The following is a 15,415-nucleotide window of genomic DNA, read 5'->3' on the forward strand; positions in this document are numbered from 1 at the left end:
TGAGGGATCACGCTGATCCTTTTGTGGTGTTGGGGGGAAGATGACCAAGTGGGTCTATAGGTTCGGCGACGGACAGGCTGAGGGTGGCGCGCGCGACCATGAGATTCTCGGCGGCAAAGGCGCCAACCTCGCTGAAATGTGCGCTCTCGGTCTTCCCGTCCCGCCGGGGCTGACGATCGTCAGCAGCGCCTGCAACACTTATTACACGAATGGCGGCCATATCGACGACCGGCTGAAGTCCGAGGTGCGCGCCGGCATAGCTGCGATCGAGGCCATCACCGGCCGCCATTTCGGATCCACCAGCCAGCCGCTGCTGCTCTCCGTGCGCTCCGGCGCTCGCGTCTCCATGCCCGGCATGATGGACACGGTGCTGAACCTCGGCCTCAACGACGAGACGGTGCAGGCGCTCGGCCACGATGCCGGCGATGCGCGTTTTGCCTGGGACAGCTACCGCCGCTTCATCCAGATGTATGCCGACGTCGTCATGGGCCTCGGCAACGACGCCTTCGAGGAGATTCTCGAAGACGAGAAGGCCAAGCTCGGCCACGAACTCGATACCGAGCTCAGCGCCACCGAATGGCAGCATATCGTCTCGCTCTACAAGAGGCTGATCGAGGAGGAGCTCGATCGGGAATTCCCGCAGAATCCGGAAGTCCAGCTCTGGGGCGCGGTTGGCGCGGTCTTTTCCAGCTGGATGAGCGCGCGCGCCGTCACCTATCGCCAGCTGCACAATATTCCCGAAGGCTGGGGCACGGCGGTCAATATCCAGGCCATGGTCTTCGGCAATCTCGGCAATAGCTCGGCCACCGGCGTCGCCTTCACCCGCAACCCCTCGACCGGCGAGAAGGCGCTTTACGGCGAATTCCTCGTCAATGCGCAAGGGGAGGATGTCGTCGCCGGCATCCGCACGCCGCACAGCATCACCGAGGAGGGGCGGCTTTCCTCCGGCTCCGACAAGCCCTCGATGGAAAAGCTGATGCCGGAGGCCTTCCGCGAGCTCACCCGCATCTGCGGCGAGCTCGAGATGCATTACCGCGATATGCAGGATATCGAATTCACCATCGAGCGCGGCAAGCTGTGGATGCTGCAGACCCGCGCGGGCAAGCGGTCGACCCGGGCGGCGATGAAGATCGCCGTCGACATGGTCGATGAGAAAGTGATTACCGAGGAGGAGGCGGTGCTGCGCATCGAACCGTCGAGCCTCGATCAACTCCTGCATCCGACGATCGATCCGCGCGTCAACCGCCAGGTGATCGGCACCGGCCTGCCGGCCTCACCGGGGGCCGCGACCGGCGCCATCGTCTTCACCGCGGAAGAGGCGGTGGAGGCGGAAGCCGAGGGCCGCAAGGTCATTCTGCTTAGGGTCGAGACCAGCCCGGAGGATATTCACGGCATGCATGCCGCCGAAGGCATTCTGACGACGCGCGGCGGCATGACCAGCCATGCGGCGGTCGTCGCCCGCGGCATGGGCATTCCCTGCGTCGTCGGCGCCGGCACCATGCGCATCGATCAACGCAACGAACGGCTGCTCGGCATCGGCGTCACCCTGAAGAAGGGCGACATCATCACCATCGACGGCTCGGCCGGCCAGGTGCTGAAGGGCGAGGTGCCGATGATCCAGCCGGAGCTGTCGGGCGATTTCGGCCGCATCATGGGCTGGGCCGACCGGGCGAGGCGGATGACGGTGCGCACCAATGCCGATACGCCGGCCGATGCGCGCGCCGCCCGCTCCTTCGGCGCCGAAGGCATCGGCCTTTGCCGCACCGAACACATGTTCTTCGAGGGCGAGCGCATCCATGTCATGCGCGAGATGATCCTTGCCGAGGATGAGAAGGGCAGGCGGCTGGCGCTCGACAAGCTCCTGCCGATGCAGCGCTCCGATTTCACCGGCCTCTTCACTGTCATGCACGGCCTGCCGGTGACGATCCGCCTGCTCGATCCGCCGCTGCACGAATTCCTGCCGAAGACCGACGACGAGGTGGCCGAGGTTGCCTTTGCCATGGGCATGGAGCCGCTTGTCCTGCGCCAGCGCGTCGATGCGCTGCACGAGTTCAACCCGATGCTCGGCCATCGCGGCTGCCGGCTGGCGATCTCCTATCCGGAGATCGTCGAGATGCAGGCCCGCGCCATCTTCGAGGCGGCCGTCGCCGCAGCCCAGGAGACCGGGGCGGCCGTCGTGCCTGAAATCATGGTGCCGCTCGTCGGCCTCCGTTCCGAGCTCGATTACGTCAAAGCCTGCATCGACGCCATCGCCGGCAATGTCATGGCCGAAGCCGGCATGAAGATCGATTATCTCGTCGGCACGATGATCGAACTGCCGCGCGCGGCGCTGCGCGCGCATGTGATCGCCGAGGCGGCCGAGTTCTTCTCCTTCGGCACTAACGACCTGACGCAGACCACTTTCGGCATCTCGCGCGACGATGCCTCCGCCTTCATCCCCACCTATCAGCGTAAGGGCATCATCGAGCACGATCCCTTCATCTCGCTCGATTTCGACGGGGTAGGGGAATTGATCAGCATTGCTGCCGAACGCGGCCGGCGCACCCGCAACGACATGAAGCTCGGCATTTGCGGCGAACATGGCGGCGACCCGGCTTCGATCCGCTTCTGCGAAACGATCGGTCTCGACTACGTCTCCTGCTCGCCGTTTCGCGTGCCGATCGCCAGATTGGCGGCGGCACAGGCGGTCATTTCGGAAAACCGGTAAAACCGGGCGAGGCCTGCCGTCAGTGGTGATAGCGCCAGTGATCCCGGTAGACATAGGGCCCATTCAGATCCCAGGCCATGCTGTGCATCAGCTCGGCACTCGCAGCCCGCGATTCGGCCCGCCGGTCGAGATCGATGCGCTGCAGGCAGGTGGCAAATCCATCGGTGCCGCGGCGGAAACCATAGCTCAGGCATCGCTGCTCATCCGCCGCCCGCCGCTCCTCCGGCGTCATCGTCTGGCAGGCGGAAAGGCCGAGCGTGGCGAGGAGGGTGAGGAGAAGGGGGAGGCGCATCGGGGTGGTCCTTGCTTTTCCCTGAGGAAATGCCATTCGGGCGAGGCCGTCAAGCTGCCCCTCATCCGCCTGCCGGCACCTTCTCCCCGCGCGCGCGGGGAGAAGGGGATATGCCGCACTGTCTCGGCTCCCATCAACCTTTCGCGGGGCACGTCCCCTCGCCCCGTTTACGGGGAGAGGGTTAGGGTGAGGGGCAAATCACGGCAGCATCTTCACGCCGCCCCGGCCGGATCCCCGATCGGCAAGAGCGCCGGGTCGAGCGGCGGGTCTTGCGGGTTCTTGGTGTCGCCTGGGTCTTGGGCCGGGGTCAGCGGCGGTTTTTCCTGGGTGCGGTCCGGGACGCCCGGCGTCGGCGTCGGGCCGCGCGGTGTGTCAGTCGTCGGTGTCGGTATCGGGTCTCTGTTCGGCATGATCGCCTCCTTTTGAAAAAAGGAACGGCAGCCCAGGCAGATGGTTCCACTTTCGCCGCCGGCGATTCCTCTGTATGAGTAGGCCGGAAAACACTGGAAACGAGCATGGCCATCCGCGATCGATTCTCGAAGAAACTGAACTGCCCGCAATGCGGCAATGCGGGTTTTGCCGAGGCCTCGGAGATCGACGATCCCAAGCGCAAGCATCCGGATTTCACGGTCGATCACCTGCCGCGCGGCTTCGGCGTGCAGCGGGCTTCCAACCACCAGGAAAGCTTCATGATCAAATGCGAATGCGGGCGCAAGTTTCCCTTCCGCAGCCTGGCGGAAGCCGCGGCCGAGCGGCGCTAGAAATCTCGATCGCGCTCAGATCCGCTCCAACACCTCGATGAAGGCATCGGCGAAACGCACGAGATGGGCGGTCTCCTCGTCGGGCGCCTGCATGCGGATCTCGGTGCCGTTGTGGTCAAGCAGCGCCAGCACGACGCGCATGTTCTCGCCATCGGGAATGCGCAAGACGGCGATGCGCCGGCAATCCTCGATCAGGCCGGCGGCCGGCAGGTCGAACAGCAGTTCGCCGCCGGAACGGCCGGCTGCCTGGCGCACCGCCTCGCAGAAGCCGGCGTCACCGCCGGCATAACCTTCGAGCGACAGTTCGAGCTCGACGAGCTCCATCGGCAGCGACGGCTCGGTGTGATCGATCGCGCCAAGCGCAGACGCCTGCGGCCTTGCTGCTATCTCGGGTGAAATCATCCCGTCTCTCCTGTCCGTGACCCTGGAGATGAAACCGCGGCAGAATGGCCTTTTTTTGGCATATCAGCAAGGGCTTACGGATAGCCATTCCGCCTTCGCCGTGGATTCCGGCGGATATGCTTGCGACAACAGTTTCAATTCAGCCGAATCTTGCACCAGATCCGGATGATTTCAGGCCGGGCCGGCCTAAAATCTAAATCAAAGAAATAGAGCATGATGTCGTCCGAAAACCGCTTCACACTTTTCGGCATCATGCTCTAAACAGGTCTATGGCGATTTGCGTGGTTCTTGGCGCGGCGCTGACGAGCAACCGGTAAGTTTGATGGCCATCCGCTACGACCGCCCCGTTTCCAGCGCCGCCCGCTTTTCGCGGCTGCTTGGGGCGTTTTCGCTGGTTCTGGCGCTCGCCGTGCTGATCGCCCACCGCTTCGGCGGGCTCGCCACGCCGTATCTGGTGCTGCTTTTGATCTTTGCCGCCGGTTGCGCGCTGCTCGCTACGATGCTGGCCGCGCTCGGCTTGCGCAGCCTCTGGATGACCGGCGCCGAGGGTGGGCTCGCCGCGCTGGCGGCGCTGATCTATGCCGCCTTTCCGCTTGGTATTGGCGCTGTGGCCGCCGAGCGCTACATCAGCCTGCCTGCGATCTACGATGTCTCCACGGATCCGGTCTCGGCACCGGACTGGCTATCGCCGCCGAAATCCGACCAGATCTGGCTGAAGCGCAATCCGGTGGTGACGCCTGAAGATCGCGAGAAGCAGATGGAGGCCTATCCCGAACTCACCGGCCGGCGTTATGAGGGCGCGCTCGACCGCGTGCTGGAAGCGGTGCGCAAGGTTGCCAAACAGAGCGGCTTTACGATCGTCAGGAGCACCGGCACATCAGAGCCGGACCGCGATCTCGAGGACCGGCCGGCAAAGCCCGCCCCCGGCGACGACGCCGTGACCGATGCGCCCGGCATCATCCCGGTGCCGACGCCGCGCCCCTATGACGACGATGTCGCCAAGCTGATCCGCGGCGCCAACGGCGTGACGCTGCAGGCCACCACCCGCACGCTGATCCTCGGCCTGCGCTTCGATATGATGATCCGCCTGCGCGAAGAGGCCGAAACCACCTTCGTCGACATCCGCGTCGCCTCCCGCTACGGCCAGCACGACCTTGGCCTCAGCGCCGAAATCGCCGGCGATTATCTGAAGGCGCTCGACGCCGAACTTCTGGGGATTGCGGGTGGGTGAGCCGCGGTGCCGCCAGAGGCGGCAGCAATCGATCCAGTGAATCGATTGCAGCGGCGAACGCCCTGAGCCCAAAGCGAAGGGCCGGGAGAGGGTCCGGCAGACGCGACCCCCTACGGCGCCGCAAACTCGACACTTCTGAGAGATCGCCACCTAAACGCCCTGATTTTTACTTCGTCAAACGTCCAGAAGGAATAACGGGGAGGGTGTGCCGTGCGGCACCCCCCTCTGCCCTGCCGGGCATCTCCCCCACAGGTGGGGAGATTGGCTGGACTTGCCGGCTTCCCCAAACAACTGGCCTTGCAGCTCGGCGAAACGATAAAGGGGCCGGAAGGTCCTGAGCGCAAGCGAAGGGCCGGGATAGGGCGCGGCAGACGCGACCCCCTACGGCGCCGCAAACTCGACACTTCCGAGAGATCGCCACCTAAACGCCCTGATTTTTACTTCGTCAACCGTCCAGAAGGAATAACGGGGAGGGTGTGCCGTGCGGCACCCCCCTCTGCCCTGCCAGGCATCTCCCCACAGGTGGGGAGATTGGCTGGACTTGCCGGCTTCCCCAAACAACTGGCCTTGCAGCTCGGCGAAACGATAAAGGGGCCGGAAGGTCCTGCCCCTTGTGATCTCCCTCCTTGTGGGGGAGATGCCCGGCAGGGCAGAGGGGGGTGCCACACGGCATGCCGAAGACCTGCGAGACTGCCCGAGCAGGCCTCCCACATTCCTGTGACGAGCACAGGTGAGGGCGCAGAGGTGGGAGCGAACGCCCTGATCCGCCAAATCATCCGGCTACGCCCCTGCAACCTAGCGTCCAAGCTCACCCACTGCGGCGATGATCTCCGCTACCGTTGGGAAAATGCAAAGGCTGCTGGGTCCATCCAGCGCCTCGATTTGTGCCCAGGCAATGGTGCCGTTTTGATCGACCAGGAAGTGCCCGACGAGCTGGGTGGCGTGTTTCGCGAAGATCGCATGATCGGCTTCGTCAAGCTCGAAGCGATCCTTGGAGTTGAGAACCGTGTTGGCTTCCATCGGCTGGAGCGGTTCCGGGAACTCGCCCGTGGGGTTGATGCGCGCCGCCTGGAACTGCGCCATCGTCGCGCGATAAGGCCATTCGGGCTGCGCGCTGCTGCCATCGGGCAGGAACTCGGCATGCGGCACGCCGTAGGCGCGATGCGTGTGGCAGTCGGGATCGCATAAGAGCGTCACCGGCGTCGGGCGGTGGCGGACATACAGGCGAGCGCGTTCCACCGGCGTGTTGATAACGGCAACGGTCTTCACCCCGGCGGCGCTGAGGATGGGCGCTATGCCGGCAAGCTGTTCGAGCTGGCGTCGGCAGAAAGGGCAGTGCAGCCCGCGAAAGAAGCCGATCAGGAACGCGCGACCGCTCAAGTCGGCCAAGGAAACCGTTCCTTCGAAATTGGCCGTGGCGAGTTCAAACGCGGGCGCGGTGTTTCCGGGTTGCAGCGGGCGCTTCTGGTCTCCCATGGAAGAATTCCTTTCCCGGATCGTCTCAGGTGAAACGACCGGAATTGAATATAGCACTCGTTGCAAGAAGACCCAGCGCCCGGTGTTGAGATCGGCTGGAGTGGCCAGGCATGCTTACCGCCTCGGCAGACGCCACAGACGCATCAGTTCGATCGGAGCCGAGATCTCCGCTGCCAACACGAATGGGTCTGTCGCTCCTGAGGGGGCCGGCTTTCGACTCTTGACGGGAAGACCGTGCCCCATGCCATGGATCGAATAGAGCGATACTGGGCGGGCGCCTGCGACGTTCCAAGAGGACAACTCGCCCCAGGGCTTCTTCTCGACACGGACTCTGCTTCGATCGACAGCGTTCGCTTCAAGCCATTGATCGACGCAAGCCCTCGCATTTGCCGGGTTGACCGTGCGATCCGCAGTCCCCTGCCAGATGCTGATCGGCGGCCAGGACCGTTGGCGAGGGGAGATTTCGGCAATCCTTGCGCCCCAGCCATCCGCGGGCAGTGCCGCGCCGGACTTCATCGCATGGAGCGCTGACATTGCATCGCGCACGGCGCCAACCGGCATTCCGGCGACGATAGCGGCGCCTGCAAACATATCGGGATAGTTGGCGACCAATGAACCTGTCATCGCTCCGCCGGCAGAAAGGCCGACAATGTAAACGCGCGTGCGATCGGCTCGGTGTCGTTTGAGGGCATGGTCGATCATCTGCTTGATGGAAAGCACTTCGCCGCGATCGCGAGCGACCTCGCTCGGACGGAACCAGTTGAAGCATTTCTGAGCATTGTTGGCGTGGGTCTGCTGCGGGTAAAGCACCACGAAGCCTCTCTCCCTCGCCAGTCTCGAGAAGCCGCTGGCGGCGTCCAGGCTTTCCGGCGTCTGCCGGCATCCATGAAGCACCACCACAAGGGCCGGCTTGCCTGGCAGATCGGCGGGCACGAAGGTCTTCATCACAAGCCTTCCGGGGTTGCTGCCAAATGCGGAGGTCGTCTGGAGCCTCGGTCGCTCCTGCCTGGATGGCTTATGGCGAAGCGGACGCCATGTCTTCTCCAGCAGACGTACGGCTCGCCGTCGCGTCTTCAACAATTTCGACAGCGATTTGGTGAAGCCGGGCTTCAAAGGGCCGCGCCTTCAAGCCTGGAAAGCAGAGCCTTCAAGCCGGGCTGTGCCGCATCTCGGATCGCGACTTTCAAAGGAAACCATTTCTGTTTGCGCATGCCCTTCTCCGGGAAATCAGCTTGCGCCTCGACGACGTGCAGCAGGTGAACGGTGACATGGTAGTGATGCGGCGAGCTGTCTTTGTGGTAGCTGAATGAACCGAAGGCTGTCGCCTCCACGTCGCCAACGACGCCCGCTTCCTCGAAGGATTCGAGCCTCGCTGCTGCCGATGTCGTCTCGCCGGGGTCGAGATTGCCTTTCGGAACGCCCCATCGTCCATGCCGACGACTTCCTACGAGAAGGATGCGAAGCTGCCCGCTTCCGTTCCTTCGATAGCAGATCGCACCCGCCTGCGGAACGTCGGATCCGATTGTCGAGTTGGATTGATCGTCACCGTGGAGCATGGCTGTTTTCGATTTTTCCTGTCTTTCATCAGAGCTGTAGCATCGAACCGTGACAGTCTGCTCTGCATTGAGTTGTTTCTTCTGGCAGCCGGAGTTCAAGTTGTCGTCCGAGATCAACCGTCACAAGAAGCCGCAATGCAGTCATTGGTTCCGATCTTTTGCGAGAATCCGACAGGGCTGTGACGTCGCTCGCCGACCGGAAGCAGTTACGGCAGCCCACCCGGCTTGCGCATTTCGGCATCGCGCCACTGCTGCCATTGCTGCCGCAGCCGGCTCCTGGACATGCCGATGGATTCGGCCAAAATCTCGACCTTGAGGATCCGTTCGGTGCGGAAGTGGCGGAAGGCCTGTTTCGATTGGCACCAGGCAATCAGAAGGCTGTGCGCCTCGGCATAGCCGAGCAGCACGGGCCAGACGATGCGGCTGCTGACCGTCCCATCCGCCGCGCGATAATCGAGTTCAAGTTTGCGGCCTTCCCTGATCGCCGACCTCAGCGGCCGCGTGTCGACCATCGCATCGCCGCCGATATCCTCCGGTCTGATGCCGACCGCCGGCTCGGCAATATAGGGAAGCAGGTCCGGCGGCATGACCGACGTGATCTTGGCCATGACATCGCCGGCGGCAGTGCGCATCGCCGCATCATTCAGCCTTGCCACCATCTGCACGCCGAGCACGACCGCCTCGATCTCCTCGGGCGTCAGCATCAGCGGCGGCATGTCGTAGCGCGGATCGAGCACGTAGCCGAACCCCGCTTCGCCTTCGATCGGCACACGCTGGGCAATCAGATGCGCGATGTCGCGATAGACGGTCCGCCTGGCGACCTCCAGTTCCTCCGCGAGCGCCGACGAGGTCACCGGCCGGCTCGACCGGCGAAGAATCTGGATGATCTGAAAAAGCCGCTCCGCTTTTCGCATGCCTGCTGACTCCTGCTGCCACAACGCTGTCAGCACGGCTGTGTGACAAAGGCAAGCCAAGAGATTGTCGCGCAGCCAGGGAAAACATCATGAAATTCGCATCCACCCGCCTGATCGCCGCTGATATCAACAGCATGGTGGCCTTTTATGAACGTGTGACGGGCTGCCGCGCCGAATGGCTTGCGCCCGTCTTCACCGAGATCGTCACACCAGGCGCGACCCTCGCCATCGGCAGCGCCGAAACCGTGGCCTTGTTCAGCGAGGGCAGCGCCGAGCCGGGCGCCAACCGGACGGCCATTCTCGAATTCATGGTTTCTGATGTCGATGCGGAATTCGCCCGGCTCAAGGATCGGGTCACGGTGGTGCACCCGCCCAAGGATCTGCCCTGGGGCAATCGGACAGCGCAGTTTGCCGATCCCGAGGGGACTTGCGTCGCCCTATATACGCCTGTCACCGAGGCCGCCAGACAGCGTTTCGCCGGCCGTTGATCGGCCGCCTGCGAAACCGCATTCCACGCACGGAAAACGCCGCGTGCCCCTCATCCGGCTGCCGCCACCTTCTCCCCGCGCGCGGGGCGAAGGGGACATGCCGCAACCTTTTTGTTCCCCACCAAACTCACGCGGGGCACGTCCCCTCGCCCGTTTTACGGGGAGAGGGTTAGGGTGAGGGGCAACCGTCACGAACGGGACAGCAGCGCGCTTGCCGCCACCCCTCACTCCAACACCAGCCACCCCGAATAGCGCACCACCAGCCCTGTCAGTCGGCCGCCGATCTCCACATGGAAATGGAAGCGGCCATCGCGCTCCTCCTCGTAAGTATCGCCGCCTGGCGCCAGGAACAGCGGCAGCGGAATGCCGCAGAAGCGCCAGCCGCGCACCACGAGCCTGAGCTTCTGCCCCTCCGGCACCAGCGCCAGCCGCACCCGGAACGGCCCGAACACCTCGGCAAGCAGGTGGCGCTCACGGCCGGTGCCCTCAGCCTGCCAGCTGCGGAAAGTCTTGCTGCCGAAAGACCGCGTCCAGATCTCCCTCTCGCCATCGGCGGCAAAGCGCACCGCGACCGGCACATCCTCGCCGGCGGCGGGAAAGCCGATGAGGCCGGCGATCAGCCGGGCGAGGAGCCCGCTGCCGCGCTCGATCCGCGCCCGGCCGGAAGCAAGCCGCGTGCCGCCCGCATGGATCGCCGCCAGCGCCGGCGGCAGCTTTTCCCAGGCTTCGCCGAGGATGCGCCGGTAGAGCGGCTGGGCCTCTTCCTGGTAATCCAGCCGGATGCCTGAGGCGATCGAGAACTGGCGGAAGGCCGCTTCGAAATCCGCAAGCGATAATTCGCCCGCCGCCGGCCGCGCGCCGCTTTCCGGCCGCCTGCCTTCGAGCAGCCGGCGCACCAGCAGCTCGACGCCGAGAACCGGAATGAACGGCCCGTCATCCCCTTCGGCAATCAGAGACCAGTCGGCCGTCAGCCGCCGCCCGTCACGATCGAGGCCGCCCAGGCGCACGAACATGCCGCCGCGATGGGCGCCGGAGGCGAAGCGATGGCTGGCCGCCTGCAGCGCCCGGGCGAACGGCGTGAGCGAGGGTAAGAGCCCGACCTCCACCAGCCGGGCGGCAAATCTCAAGAGCCGCTGCAGCGCCTGCGGCTCGGTGTCGACGCCGGTGAAGGTGGATTGCAGGCCGGCAAAGCGGCCGGGCAGCAGCGCCAGGTCGGGCGCATCGACCAGCAGGAAAGTGCGGCTGGCGAGCGGCGCCACATCGGGCGGGGCGATCGTCACCCGCATCTCGTCGATCAGCCCGCGCCCCTTGGCCGGCTGCCCCTCGTGCAGCAGCGCCACCGGCCTGCCGGCATAACTGGCGATGGCTCTGACGACATTGAGGCCGATCCTGACATGCGCCGAGGGCGCAATGCCGGCGGCGACGCTGTCGACGCGGGAGAAATGCGGCGCCATCGCCTCCAGCGCCGCAAAGGAAAGCGCCGGCAGGCTGCTGAGCCCGGAGAGCACGAAGGTGCCCTTCGCCTTCGCCTCAGCATCGAGCCCGCTTATGCCGGCGACGAAGCCGCTGCTGTCGGCGAGATCGGCATAATCGATGCCGAGCTCGATGCAGGCCCGCACCACCTTGTAGCCATCGCCGGTGAAGCTCTGGAACGGCCCCGAGGCATCGACGACGAGATCGGGCCTCAGCCGCGTCAGCTGCTCCCGGAGGTCGCCGTCGCGATCGAAGGTCACCGCCTGCAGCCAGGCGCCGAGATCGTTGCTGCCGAGCCGCCCGGCGCCGCCTTTCGGCGAGCGGAGATCGAAGACGAAATCATCGGCCTTTTCGAGCGAGCGGCCGGCGATCAGCAGCCTGAGCCGCGGCTCCTCGCCGAGCAGCCGGGCGAGCCGGCCGCCGAAGGCGCCGTAGCCGCCGATGATCAGCAGGGAAAAGGTGCCGCCGCTCATGCGATGAAGCGGCTGCGCTGCTCCGGTGTCGGCACCATGCAGCTCTGCCGTCCGGCGATCTTCAGCCTGTTGCGGGCGATGAATTCATAAAGCGCGTCGGCGGCGCGCCGCGGCAGCAGCCGAAAGAGCTTCGCCAGCGAATAGGGAAAGCCGAGGCTTGCCACCATGCGGATCGTGCCGTCGGATTTGAAGAAGGCGCGGCCGCCTTCGATGAGGATATTGGTTTCGTAGTCGCGCGTATCGAGGCCGTAATGCCGGTAAAGCGCTTCGCCGAGCGGCGTCTGCGCCGCGAGGAACCGGTATCGCCGCTGCCTGTCGTGCTTCAGCACGAATTTCACCCAGCCGGAGCAGAAGACGCATTCGCCATCGAAGACGATGAGCGGCCGGTCATCGGCAAAGGCGGGAACGGCGGGATCGGTGCGATAGCTGTAATCGGCGCGGCCCATGCTGATCTCCCTCCGCCTTTCATTACCCCGGCCAATAGCGCGCGGCAAGCGAAGGCGGCCCATCCGCTGCAATCTCGCCGCGCTCCATGAGATGCTCGATATGGGCGAGCACGGAAAGCGCGGCCGCCCCATGCAGCTTCGGATCGGTATCGCGATAGATCGCCTTCACCATCTCCCCAATCTCCCGATCGCCGGCCGCAACCCGCGCCAGCACTGCCTGCTCGCGCCCGAGGCGATGCGCCTTCAGCGCCGGCAGGAACGTCTTCGGCTCGTTGACCGGCCCGCCATGGCCGGGCAGCAGCAGGCCGTCCTCGCGCGCTATCAGCTTGTCGAGCGAGGCCATGTAATCCGCCATCGCCCCATCCGGCGGCGCGACGATCGAGGTCGACCAGGCCATGACATGATCGCCGGAAAAGAGGATCTCGCGGCCCTCGAGCGCGAAGGCGGCATGATTGGCCGTATGCCCCGGCGTCAGCACCGCTGTCAGAGCCCAGCCGTCGCCCGTTATCGTCTGACCGTCGCCGAGCGCGATATCCGGCACGAACTCCATATCCGAGCTTTCGGCAAAGGGATTGACCTCGCCCTCCCGCAGCGGCCGCGCCGGCCGGTGCGGCCCTTGCCCCACCGTCACCGCTCCCGTTTCCGCCTGCAGCCGGCGGGCGAGCGGCGAGTGATCGCGATGGGTATGGCTGACGAAGATATGCGTCACCTCCCGCCCGCCGATCGCCGCCATCAGCGCTAGATAATGTGCATCGTCCTCCGGCCCGGGATCGATGACCGCAAGCGAGGAGGCGCCGACGAGATAGCTGTTGGTGCCGAAAAAGGTGAAGGGCCCGGGATTTTCCGCCGTGATGCGCAAGATATCGGGAGCAACCGGCACGGCCCGCCCATAGGCCGGCTCGAAAGCAAGGTCGAAAACGGGACTTTCCATGCGGGACGATGATCTCAGGTTGATAATATCGCGGCATGCTAGCACGCCGCCCACCGCTTCGCGCGCAGAAATCTGTCTGAGGCGCAACTTAGTCATTGTGACAGGCAAAGAGCTTTGCTAATCAGGCGTCGATTTCTGAGCAAGCGGTTCGCCGCTCAAGCTCTGGTGGGGCGTAGCCAAGCGGTAAGGCAGCGGTTTTTGGTACCGCCATCCCCTGGTTCGAATCCAGGCGCCCCAGCCACAGCTTAATTTTTGAATCAATTAGTTACGCTATGTCGGACGTAGCGAAATCAGAACGGTTTCTCGGTGCGTGACCTCTTTTCAATTTCAGGTCTCTTCGGCCGCTTCATTCGAATCCACCGGCGCCAGTGTCTCGGCGTGTAGGCGATCTGGGTGATCTGGGTAATCTTGATGAACGCCTCATGCTGTGCGCGATGCGCTGCGGCGCGCCACATCCGATAGTAGATCGTTCCGATCAGCGCGACGGCGCTGATCGCGACAACGAACCAGGAGGCTATCCAGAGCAGCCATATTAGTCCGATCCCAATTAAACGGTCGCTTCCTTGAAAGAATGTCATAACTGATGCGGTGGCCTGATCGAAGAACCAGAGCAACGGGCCGACGACCATCAGCAGAAAGATGGTCAGATAAGGGAGGGCTGCCAATGCGCAGCGTTCCCAGTGCATCTGGTGTAGGTCTTCATAATAGAAATCTTGCCTCGGATAGCCGATCTTCCCGAGGTGATAGAATGCAACGGTCAGAAACACCACTGCCAGCACACAATAACTGGTGATTACCAAGTATATCATCGACACGCTAAGAGGCCCCCAATCATTCTGCGCATCTTATCAGGTTCTTGTTAAATGCAAGTTCTGTTGTGCAGAGACTACCGAGCTACTCCTGCGGACAACGTGCTTCACGCCTTGGACACCTCATAGTGTTCATCTTCGGCTGCACTCTTCGCGGCGAGCCGCAACCAATCCACCTTCCTAATGAGGCCTGAAGTTCCTAGGCAGACCAGAGCAAATGTGCGCCATTTTCTTCTCCCCGACGCTATGCTCTCCCCTGACCATAAAAAACAGCAGCTCAGCCGGCGGGTGTGTTTAAGCATCCGGCTTTGATCGAAGCAGCCAATCCGTTGGCGCTTCATGACTGGCGGTGCACCATCGATCTTTAACATCGAAACCTCCCAATCGCGGACGGATCGTTTTTTATGTAGCCTGCGGCCGCGAAGGCTGACGCGGCGTTCAAGACATCATAACCAGCTCGGCCTCAGCCCAGATGACGCATGGACTTGCGGAGTCACCGTGCAGGAGGCCGTGACAGCCGAACTTCACGTGATACCGAGCGAGACCCTCTTCGTCGACGGAATCGGGCTCTCCTTCCGGCTCGAAAAGACAAGTTAACACAGCGGTGGATGGAGGGCGTCCATCCTCCTTTCCCGGAAGCAAACAGTTGACAATGACGCCCGGCTGGCCGAACGCTTTCCCCTGCGGCCGCTCACTCCCATCAATCTTAACGTGGTGTGGGAAAAGTTTGACGCGGTTGATCGGCGCCACTTCGAGGTAATGGACATTCAGCGGACGCCGATTGCGGTTGGTAACAGTGACCTGAGCGACAGGCGAAAAATCCTCTCCGACCGTGCACCGAACCATCATGTCGGGCTCGATGTTGCCTAACTGATGATCGATTTGCCTCTCCTGGGCTGCAATCTGCCTCCTAAGCGCGAAGAGAGTAATGAACGCAGCTAGCGCGGCCGCCCAGCCGCTCGTTGCGGTTAGCCATTCGCGCAAGCAAATCTCATCTTCCTTACAGAACAACGACCGCGTTGGCGTGAAGCCGGAAATCACCACCACTAATATGATGATCATAATCGCTCCGGCGAGCGGAGTGGCCCACTTGTCCATGAATTTCATCTTATTGGCTCTCCCAGGTCCTGGCGCCATTCCATTCATAGTAGATGCGGTAGGGTTATGACTGGCCGCTCGCGCGCCGCCGGCCCCACATTCTACCAATATGCTCCCCAAGCAGCCGCACACCCGTCAACCCAGACAGCCTCTCCACCAGCTTATGTGAAAGGCCGGATCGCTCATATAGGCGACGCCACACGCTGCCGCCGATGGTACCAGCAACCGCCGCTGACCTTGGCCGCGCTGGTGTCGGCCATCGCCAACCACGTTTGGTGGAGGTCCCTGTTTCGAGATCATCGGAGCAGACGGCCGATCCCCGCAAGTCGGCGCTCGCCGGCAAATTATCTGGACAAGG

At 63.5% G+C, this 15,415-nt stretch carries 16 protein-coding genes and 1 tRNA gene; 5 read left to right on the top strand and 12 right to left on the bottom strand.

The genetic code is table 11. The features are described 5' to 3' along the window. Positions 1–40 precede the first annotated feature (40 nt). Positions 41–2,707 carry a pyruvate, phosphate dikinase gene (gene ppdK / locus ACQ7C1_RS02665; protein WP_430957200.1) on the top strand — a complete coding sequence of 889 codons (2,667 nt, stop codon included), beginning with the start codon at positions 41–43 and terminating at the stop codon, positions 2,705–2,707. 19 nt (positions 2,708–2,726) lie between these two features. On the opposite strand, the gene ACQ7C1_RS02670 is transcribed toward ppdK, so the two are convergent. Together ACQ7C1_RS02670 and ACQ7C1_RS02675 are read right to left on the bottom strand one after the other, a co-directional pair. Continuing rightward, complete coding sequence (locus tag ACQ7C1_RS02670; protein WP_430957201.1) at positions 2,727–2,999, bottom strand: hypothetical protein; 273 nt, start codon at positions 2,997–2,999, stop codon at positions 2,727–2,729. 212 nt (positions 3,000–3,211) lie between these two features. After that, entirely contained in the window at positions 3,212–3,409 is a 198-nt protein-coding gene (locus tag ACQ7C1_RS02675) for a hypothetical protein (protein ID WP_085777255.1), read from the bottom strand. Between the two features lie 105 nt (positions 3,410–3,514). Here ACQ7C1_RS02675 and ACQ7C1_RS02680 point away from each other — a divergent pair, with 105 nt between their 5' ends. Continuing rightward, positions 3,515–3,760, top strand: coding sequence for a hypothetical protein (locus ACQ7C1_RS02680; RefSeq protein WP_097597612.1), 246 nt, complete (start codon positions 3,515–3,517; stop codon positions 3,758–3,760). 15 nt (positions 3,761–3,775) lie between these two features. Here ACQ7C1_RS02680 and ACQ7C1_RS02685 read toward each other — a convergent pair whose 3' ends face one another. Next, complete coding sequence (locus ACQ7C1_RS02685) at positions 3,776–4,162, bottom strand: hypothetical protein (RefSeq protein ID WP_085777257.1); 387 nt, start codon at positions 4,160–4,162, stop codon at positions 3,776–3,778. Positions 4,163–4,484: 322 nt separating this feature from the next. Between ACQ7C1_RS02685 and ACQ7C1_RS02690 the strand changes: the two genes are divergently transcribed. Continuing rightward, positions 4,485–5,393, top strand: coding sequence for a DUF1499 domain-containing protein (locus tag ACQ7C1_RS02690; protein WP_430957202.1), 909 nt, complete (start codon positions 4,485–4,487; stop codon positions 5,391–5,393). 795 nt (positions 5,394–6,188) lie between these two features. On the opposite strand, the gene ACQ7C1_RS02695 is transcribed toward ACQ7C1_RS02690, so the two are convergent. From ACQ7C1_RS02695 to ACQ7C1_RS02710, 4 genes are all read right to left on the bottom strand, one after another. Continuing rightward, positions 6,189–6,869, bottom strand: coding sequence for a redoxin domain-containing protein (locus ACQ7C1_RS02695; protein WP_430957203.1), 681 nt, complete (start codon positions 6,867–6,869; stop codon positions 6,189–6,191). 114 nt (positions 6,870–6,983) lie between these two features. Then, positions 6,984–7,982, bottom strand: coding sequence for an extracellular catalytic domain type 1 short-chain-length polyhydroxyalkanoate depolymerase (locus tag ACQ7C1_RS02700; RefSeq protein ID WP_430957204.1), 999 nt, complete (start codon positions 7,980–7,982; stop codon positions 6,984–6,986). Further along, positions 7,979–8,425: an NUDIX hydrolase gene (locus ACQ7C1_RS02705; protein ID WP_430957206.1), complete on the bottom strand. Its 447-nt coding sequence runs from the start codon at positions 8,423–8,425 to the stop codon at positions 7,979–7,981. Before ACQ7C1_RS02705 ends, ACQ7C1_RS02700 begins: the two co-directional genes overlap by 4 nt. A 206-nt stretch (positions 8,426–8,631) precedes the next feature. Further along, complete coding sequence (locus ACQ7C1_RS02710; RefSeq protein WP_430957207.1) at positions 8,632–9,339, bottom strand: helix-turn-helix transcriptional regulator; 708 nt, start codon at positions 9,337–9,339, stop codon at positions 8,632–8,634. A gap of 89 nt (positions 9,340–9,428) precedes the next feature. On the opposite strand from ACQ7C1_RS02710, the gene ACQ7C1_RS02715 reads away from it, so the two are divergent. Next, entirely contained in the window at positions 9,429–9,827 is a 399-nt protein-coding gene (locus ACQ7C1_RS02715) for a VOC family protein (RefSeq protein ID WP_430957208.1), read from the top strand. 224 nt (positions 9,828–10,051) lie between these two features. On the opposite strand, the gene ACQ7C1_RS02720 is transcribed toward ACQ7C1_RS02715, so the two are convergent. From ACQ7C1_RS02720 to ACQ7C1_RS02730, 3 genes are read right to left on the bottom strand one after another with little or no spacing between them, the layout of a single operon-like run. Beyond that, positions 10,052–11,773, bottom strand: coding sequence for a DUF4166 domain-containing protein (locus tag ACQ7C1_RS02720; protein ID WP_430957209.1), 1,722 nt, complete (start codon positions 11,771–11,773; stop codon positions 10,052–10,054). Next, positions 11,770–12,219 carry a thiol-disulfide oxidoreductase DCC family protein gene (locus ACQ7C1_RS02725; protein ID WP_430957211.1) on the bottom strand — a complete coding sequence of 150 codons (450 nt, stop codon included), beginning with the start codon at positions 12,217–12,219 and terminating at the stop codon, positions 11,770–11,772. Before ACQ7C1_RS02725 ends, ACQ7C1_RS02720 begins: the two co-directional genes overlap by 4 nt. A gap of 22 nt (positions 12,220–12,241) precedes the next feature. Further along, complete coding sequence (locus tag ACQ7C1_RS02730; RefSeq protein WP_430957213.1) at positions 12,242–13,150, bottom strand: MBL fold metallo-hydrolase; 909 nt, start codon at positions 13,148–13,150, stop codon at positions 12,242–12,244. Between the two features lie 166 nt (positions 13,151–13,316). Between ACQ7C1_RS02730 and ACQ7C1_RS02735 the strand changes: the two genes are divergently transcribed. Then, a tRNA-Gln gene (locus ACQ7C1_RS02735) sits at positions 13,317–13,391 on the top strand. 49 nt (positions 13,392–13,440) lie between these two features. Here ACQ7C1_RS02735 and ACQ7C1_RS02740 read toward each other — a convergent pair. Next, a complete protein-coding gene (locus tag ACQ7C1_RS02740; RefSeq protein WP_430957214.1) occupies positions 13,441–13,965 on the bottom strand; it encodes a hypothetical protein in 525 nt (174 codons plus the stop codon). Between the two features lie 432 nt (positions 13,966–14,397). Further along, on the bottom strand, positions 14,398–15,066 hold the full coding sequence (locus tag ACQ7C1_RS02745; protein ID WP_430957215.1) for a hypothetical protein: 669 nt from the start codon (positions 15,064–15,066) through the stop codon (positions 14,398–14,400). Positions 15,067–15,415 lie beyond the last annotated feature (349 nt).

The organism is Rhizobium sp. Nf11,1, from assembly GCF_050587665.1.
Taxonomy (GTDB): domain Bacteria; phylum Pseudomonadota; class Alphaproteobacteria; order Rhizobiales; family Rhizobiaceae; genus Rhizobium.

Excerpts from the sequence above, each read along its gene's own strand:
- ppdK (WP_430957200.1), top strand. The coding sequence starts at position 41 with ATGACCAAGTGGGTCTATAGGTTCGGCGACGGACAGGCTGAGGGTGGC.
- ACQ7C1_RS02670 (WP_430957201.1), bottom strand. The coding sequence starts at position 2,999 with ATGCGCCTCCCCCTTCTCCTCACCCTCCTCGCCACGCTCGGCCTTTCC.
- ACQ7C1_RS02675 (WP_085777255.1), bottom strand. The coding sequence starts at position 3,409 with ATGCCGAACAGAGACCCGATACCGACACCGACGACTGACACACCGCGC.
- ACQ7C1_RS02680 (WP_097597612.1), top strand. The coding sequence starts at position 3,515 with ATGGCCATCCGCGATCGATTCTCGAAGAAACTGAACTGCCCGCAATGC.
- ACQ7C1_RS02685 (WP_085777257.1), bottom strand. The coding sequence starts at position 4,162 with ATGATTTCACCCGAGATAGCAGCAAGGCCGCAGGCGTCTGCGCTTGGC.
- ACQ7C1_RS02690 (WP_430957202.1), top strand. The coding sequence starts at position 4,485 with ATGGCCATCCGCTACGACCGCCCCGTTTCCAGCGCCGCCCGCTTTTCG.
- ACQ7C1_RS02695 (WP_430957203.1), bottom strand. The coding sequence starts at position 6,869 with ATGGGAGACCAGAAGCGCCCGCTGCAACCCGGAAACACCGCGCCCGCG.
- ACQ7C1_RS02705 (WP_430957206.1), bottom strand. The coding sequence starts at position 8,425 with ATGCTCCACGGTGACGATCAATCCAACTCGACAATCGGATCCGACGTT.
- ACQ7C1_RS02710 (WP_430957207.1), bottom strand. The coding sequence starts at position 9,339 with ATGCGAAAAGCGGAGCGGCTTTTTCAGATCATCCAGATTCTTCGCCGG.
- ACQ7C1_RS02715 (WP_430957208.1), top strand. The coding sequence starts at position 9,429 with ATGAAATTCGCATCCACCCGCCTGATCGCCGCTGATATCAACAGCATG.
- ACQ7C1_RS02720 (WP_430957209.1), bottom strand. The coding sequence starts at position 11,773 with ATGAGCGGCGGCACCTTTTCCCTGCTGATCATCGGCGGCTACGGCGCC.
- ACQ7C1_RS02725 (WP_430957211.1), bottom strand. The coding sequence starts at position 12,219 with ATGGGCCGCGCCGATTACAGCTATCGCACCGATCCCGCCGTTCCCGCC.
- ACQ7C1_RS02730 (WP_430957213.1), bottom strand. The coding sequence starts at position 13,150 with ATGGAAAGTCCCGTTTTCGACCTTGCTTTCGAGCCGGCCTATGGGCGG.
- ACQ7C1_RS02745 (WP_430957215.1), bottom strand. The coding sequence starts at position 15,066 with ATGAAATTCATGGACAAGTGGGCCACTCCGCTCGCCGGAGCGATTATG.